This is a genomic window from Skermanella sp. (assembly GCF_059503625.1).
Map to the genome: position 1 here is coordinate 1 of NZ_JCACHA010001128.1, position 5,215 is coordinate 5,215.

The 5,215-nt window shown below is 65.2% G+C and carries 7 protein-coding genes; 2 read left to right on the top strand and 5 right to left on the bottom strand.

What is annotated here, in order from left to right:
* The 4 genes from AC5JJ6_RS40300 to AC5JJ6_RS40315 form a co-directional block, all read right to left on the bottom strand.
* Positions 1-782 (bottom strand): polyprenyl synthetase family protein (locus AC5JJ6_RS40300; protein WP_496047448.1); only part of this gene is annotated, 782 nt, incomplete at its 3' end.
* Between the two features lie 23 nt (positions 783-805).
* Complete coding sequence (locus tag AC5JJ6_RS40305) at positions 806-1,057, bottom strand: exodeoxyribonuclease VII small subunit (RefSeq protein WP_044426003.1); 252 nt, start codon at positions 1,055-1,057, stop codon at positions 806-808.
* A 120-nt stretch (positions 1,058-1,177) separates the two neighbouring features.
* Complete coding sequence (locus AC5JJ6_RS40310; protein WP_496047443.1) at positions 1,178-2,107, bottom strand: histone deacetylase family protein; 930 nt, start codon at positions 2,105-2,107, stop codon at positions 1,178-1,180.
* A 284-nt stretch (positions 2,108-2,391) separates the two neighbouring features.
* Positions 2,392-2,658 (bottom strand): sulfurtransferase TusA family protein, encoded by a 267-nt coding sequence (locus AC5JJ6_RS40315; RefSeq protein ID WP_496047444.1) that lies wholly within the window; start codon positions 2,656-2,658, stop codon positions 2,392-2,394.
* Positions 2,659-2,794: 136 nt separating this feature from the next.
* Between AC5JJ6_RS40315 and AC5JJ6_RS40320 the strand changes: the two genes are divergently transcribed.
* Positions 2,795-3,154 (top strand): ArsR/SmtB family transcription factor, encoded by a 360-nt coding sequence (locus AC5JJ6_RS40320; RefSeq protein WP_496047445.1) that lies wholly within the window; start codon positions 2,795-2,797, stop codon positions 3,152-3,154.
* Here the strand turns inward: AC5JJ6_RS40320 and AC5JJ6_RS40325 are convergent.
* Entirely contained in the window at positions 3,138-3,554 is a 417-nt protein-coding gene (locus AC5JJ6_RS40325; RefSeq protein WP_496047446.1) for a DUF423 domain-containing protein, read from the bottom strand. The two genes, AC5JJ6_RS40320 and AC5JJ6_RS40325, sit on opposite strands and share 17 nt — an antisense overlap.
* A gap of 184 nt (positions 3,555-3,738) precedes the next feature.
* Here AC5JJ6_RS40325 and AC5JJ6_RS40330 point away from each other — a divergent pair.
* The coding region (locus AC5JJ6_RS40330) for a hybrid sensor histidine kinase/response regulator (RefSeq protein ID WP_496047447.1) at positions 3,739-5,215 on the top strand (1,477 nt) is incomplete at its 3' end.

Consider the following 5,215-nt stretch of genomic DNA (forward strand, 5'->3'; position numbering starts at 1 on the left):
TGATCTGCGATCAGGCGCGCCTGCTCGCGTGCCCGTTCGACGCCCAAGATGGACACGAAGGTCGCCTTGCCCGCCGCCGCGTCCTGCTGCACCGGCTTGCCGGTGACGGCGGGATCGCCGTCGATATCGAGCAGGTCGTCGGCGATCTGGAACGCCAGTCCCAGGTCGTGGGCATAGTTGTGCAGCGCTTGTGCCTGGGGCTGTGACGCCTTGCCCAGAACGGCGCCGGCGCAGCACGAGAACGCGATCATCTCGCCCGTCTTCAGCCGCTGGAGCCGGGTCGTCGATCCCATGTCGAACTGCTCGTGCTCGGCGATCAGGTCGAGCATCTGTCCGCCGACCATGCCGTGCATGCCGGCGGCCTTCGCCAGCGCCGCTACCAGCGAGCAGCGGACCTTGGGGTCTTCGTGGGTTGCGGGATCGGCCAGCACCTCGAACGCCAGCGTCAGCAGCGCGTCGCCCGCCAGGATCGCCGTCGCTTCGTCGAACTGGCGGTGGACCGTCGGGCGGCCCCGGCGCAGATCGGAATTGTCCATGGCAGGCAGGTCGTCGTGGACCAGCGAGTAGCAGTGGACGAATTCGACGGCGGCGGCCACGCGTACGGCGCAGTCCCTGGCTACGCCGAACAGACCGGCGCTGTTGAGCACCAGAAAGGGCCGCAGACGCTTGCCGCCGCCCAGGCACGCATAGCGCATCGCCTCGAACAGCTTGGCTTCGGTAATGTCGGACATGGGCAGCAGGTGGTCGATTTCCTGTTCGACCAGCTCTGCCGCAGCACCCATCGCGGAGGACAGTTCGTTCGCCACTATTCGATCCGTACGGGTTCGGCGCCGATGGAACCGTCGGCGGCTACGGTAATGCGGTCGACCTTGGCCTGCGCTTCGCGCAGCTTGGTCTCGCAGTGGCGACGCAGCGACGTGCCGCGCTCATAGGACGTAATCGCATCGTCGAGCTTCGCACGCCCCTCCTCAAGCTGGCGCACGATGCGCTCCAGCTCGGCAAGGGCGTCCTCGAAACTCAATGCTGCGACATCCGGGGGAATTGCGGGTTCAGCCATCATCCTACCGTCACCAGGGTACCCGGTGACTTTAGGGCGGTCACCGGCCTATCCGCAAGTCCGGCTTGGCTCCCCGGAAAGACGGGTGGTTCTCCCACCCGGCTGCGGAGGCCGGCCGGATCACGCCGCCATCAATTCCTGTACGTGCGCCGCGCAACTCGAGGCAAGTGCGCGAATGTCGTACCCCCCTTCCAAAGTGGATACGATCCTGGCGCCGCAATATTCCCGCGCGAACTCTCCCAGCTTGCGGGTGACCCAGACATAGTCGTCGTCGACCAGATGCAGGCTCGCCAGCGGGTCGCGGTTATGGGCGTCGAAACCGGCTGAAATCATGATCAATTCGGGCAGGAAGTGTTCCAGGGCCGGGAATATCCGCGACGACATCGCGTGGCGGAATTCCGGACTGCCCGACATCGCCGGCAAGGGTACGTTGACGATGTTGTCGGCGACACCCCGCTCTTCCACGAACCCAGTGCCGGGATAGAGCGGCGCCTGATGGATCGAGGCATAGAACAGGCCTGGATCGTTCTGGAAGATATCCTGGGTGCCGTTGCCGTGATGGACGTCGAAATCGATGACGGCGACGCGGGAAATGCCATGGACCTTGCGGGCCTGTTCGGCGCCGACGGCGACGTTGTTGAACAGGCAGAAGCCCATCGCCCTGGCGGTTTCGGCATGGTGGCCGGGCGGACGCGTGGCGCAGAAGGCGTTGCGCGCTTCACCCGACATGACGGCATCGACGGCGGCGCAGACGGCGCCGGCGGCCCGGAGCGCCGCCTCGCCGGAACTGGGCGACAGGATCGTGTCGTTGTCCAGTTCGACATGGCCGTCGGCCGGGATCGACGCCAGCACCCGCTCGATATACGCGACGGGATGGACGCGGGCCAGTTGCTCGACTTCGGCACGCGGCGCTTCGCGGCGGTCGAGGAAATGGAAGGCCTCACCCTCGAGTGCCGCCAGCACGGCCTTGAGCCGTTCCGGGCATTCCGGATGCCCGATGCCGGTGTCGTGCTCGATGCAGGAGGGATGGCTGAAAAGGGAGGTATACATGCGGCTTCTTCTTTTTCTGAGCGTTTCCCCGCGCGACGGATGGATCGCACCACCGTCACGGCTTACCCCGCCCGGCATCCCGGGAAACCAATCCTGGGAATGCGCCGCGTGGCTGAAGGGATTATCGGCTATTGCCGTATGCCGCGCCGCAACTATTCCAGAGGGTCGACAGCGCCATCTTGCCGCGCCCCGTCCGACCGCGCCCTACCTTGCAACACCGAAGAGGAATCGATCAGGAACGTCAGATGCCGGAGATCACCGGTTAAGCGTCGATCCCGTTGGCGTCAGCCCGCCGCCTCCGGCCGGCCGGCCTTGCGGATGCGGAAGGTGTAGACGCCGCCCGTCTGCTCCGCGCAAACAAGCTCGTTTCCCGTCGCTTCGCAGAAGGCCGGGAAGTCGCGGACCGCCGCCGGATCGGTCGCGGCGATTTCCAGGATGTCGCCCGGCGCCAGGTGTTTGATCGCCTTCCGCGCCCGCAGGACAGGCAAGGGACAGGTCAGGTCCCGGGCATCGAGCGTATGGATCGTCATTATCCGCTTTTCTCCGGTCATGAAGTTTCGCTCCCGGACGGTACTACGGAACAATCTATGCGCCTTGGCGCAAGAATGCCTGTGTACCGACATGTTGGTAGCCGCTATACTAAAGGTCGACGGACGGCTTGGGAACCTGGAGAACTAGATCCCCACCATGGACACCGGCAATCTCCAGGCGAAAGCGCGAGAGGCAGGCACGTTGCTGAAGGCCATGGGCAACGAACGCCGCATGTTGATCCTCTGCCATCTCGCGGCTGGGGAAAAGTCGGTCGGCGATCTGGAAATCGCCATCGACCTCAGCCAGTCGGCGCTGTCCCAGCATCTGGCGCGCTTGCGCCGGGACGGGCTGGTCACGACCCGACGGCAGAAACAGACCATCTTCTATTCGATCGACAATGCCGCCGCCGCCATGGTCATGAAGGCGCTGGAGGATCACTGGTCCGTCAGGCGGGAGCAGGCTTCCAGCTTCACTCAGCCTTCCGACGAGACGGGAACGGTCAGCGCCTGTCCGTGACCGTCCAGCGCACGCCGACCGCCACCAGCGCCGCCCACCCCGCCATGAAGGACAGTCCGCCGACCGGCGCCACCGCACCCAGCGGGCTCGGTCCTTGCAGGGCCAGCAGGTAGAGCGCTCCGCAGAACAGCACGATGCCCGCCAGGAAAGCCCAGCCGGCGAAAGCGAGAAGCCGCGGCGAGCCGAGACGGCCACCGTCCAGCCTTGCCAGCGATGCCACCCCGGCCAGCGCCAGTGCGTGCCACATCTGGTACTGCCCGGCGATCCTGAACAGCTCGATCATCCGCTGATCGGTAAGTCCGTGGGAGGCGTAGGCGCCGGTCGCCACCGCGATCCCGCCGTTGAGTGCCGCCAGGACCAGCCAAATCCCAGCTATCCGCCCAATAGCGCGTTCCGTCATCCAACAAACTCCTGAAGGTCGGCTCGACCGCCACGCGGGCGGTGGCTGTTCACCATGTGTGGATTATCCGGCTCTGGCCCGATCCTTGCTGAGTATGGCCGGGAAACCGGTCGCATAAGGTTCTACACATTGGCTTATGCAGGCTGCGTCGCATTTTGCAACTAAGGTCGGCGAAAGCAGGAAGATGCCTCGCACATCGCGTATCCAATTTCCGGCCGGCCAACCCGGCAGCATCCGGATCAAGAATTCCCGCACCGGCCAGCGACCGGAGGCGACGCCTGATACCTCGCTGGAGATTACGCTCTCCGGAATCATGAACTCATCGCAGGACGGTGTAGCGCTGCTGAGCGCACTGCGCAACGCCGCCGGCCGGGTCGTGGATTTCGTCTGGGTCAGGATCAATCCGGCGGGCGAGCGCATCCTCGGCCTCAAGGCCGATCTTCTGATCGGCCAGAGCCTGCTGGCGACCTTCGCGGATATGGGGCGAAACGGCGTGATCGAATCCCTCTCGGCGGCAATGGAAGCCTGCGAAGCGCCAGGGGCCGTGCGCAGATGCGCCATCGCCGCCATGGATGCCTGGATCGAGTATTCCGCCGCCCCGATCGACGATGGCGTCGCGGTCACTTTCCGCGACGTGACGGCCCGGTATCGCGACGAGGCGGTCCTCCAGGCGGCCTTGACGGAAGCAGCCAGGGTCGAGCAGGCCAAGAGCTCGTTTCTGACGCTGGTAAACCATGAACTGCGTACGCCTTTGAACGGGGTCCTGTGTGCGCTCGATCTGCTGGCCGGCTGCGCCGACGCGGACCGGGACCTTTTCGTGAATACGGCTCTCAACTCGGCTCGCGATCTGAACAGGGTCGTAGGAGCCATCCTTCACCTCGCCAGCCTCGACGCGGGTACAGCGGACATCAAGCCCATCGCCTTCGACCTGCATGACCTGGTCGAGCGCGAAGCCGCCGTCATCGCTCCGGCGGCTGCCGCGAAGAACCTGTCGGTCGAATGCCGGATCGATCCGGCAGTGCCACGCAGCCTTACCGGCTCTCCCGACCATATCCGGCAGATCCTCCGCACATTGCTGGAGAACGCGGTCAAGTTCACGCCCGCCGGTTCGGTGGAGGTGTCGCTCACCGCCTGCCCCAGGTACTCGCCCGGCAGCTCGACCTGCTCTTGCCCGGACATGCGCGACAGCGGCGCCATGGCGTGCTTCTCGCTGGCGGTCCGCGATACCGGGATCGGGATCGCCCCGGAGTTCCACTCAAGCCTGTTCGAGGCATTCACCCAGTGCGACTCGTCGCTGAACCGGCTTCATGAAGGCTGCGGGCTGGGTCTCGCCATCTGCAACCGGCTCAGCCAGCGGCTCGGCGGCACCCTCACGGTAGACAGCCAGCCGGACAAGGGCAGTCTCTTCAGGCTGGACCTGTCGCTGCCCCTGGCGCCGCCCTCCGCCGTCAAGAAGCGCATCCTGCTGGCCGATCCCGGCAAAGCCAGCGGAATGGTGACCGCGCTGATGCTGTCACGCGCCGGGTTCGAGGTCGAAACGGTAAACGAAGGCTTGGAAGCCCTGAGACTGGCAAAGCTTCAGCGTTTTGACGCCATGGTGATCGATATGCAGATGCCGGACATCAACGGCGTCCTGATCGTCAAGGCGCTGCGCCACCTCG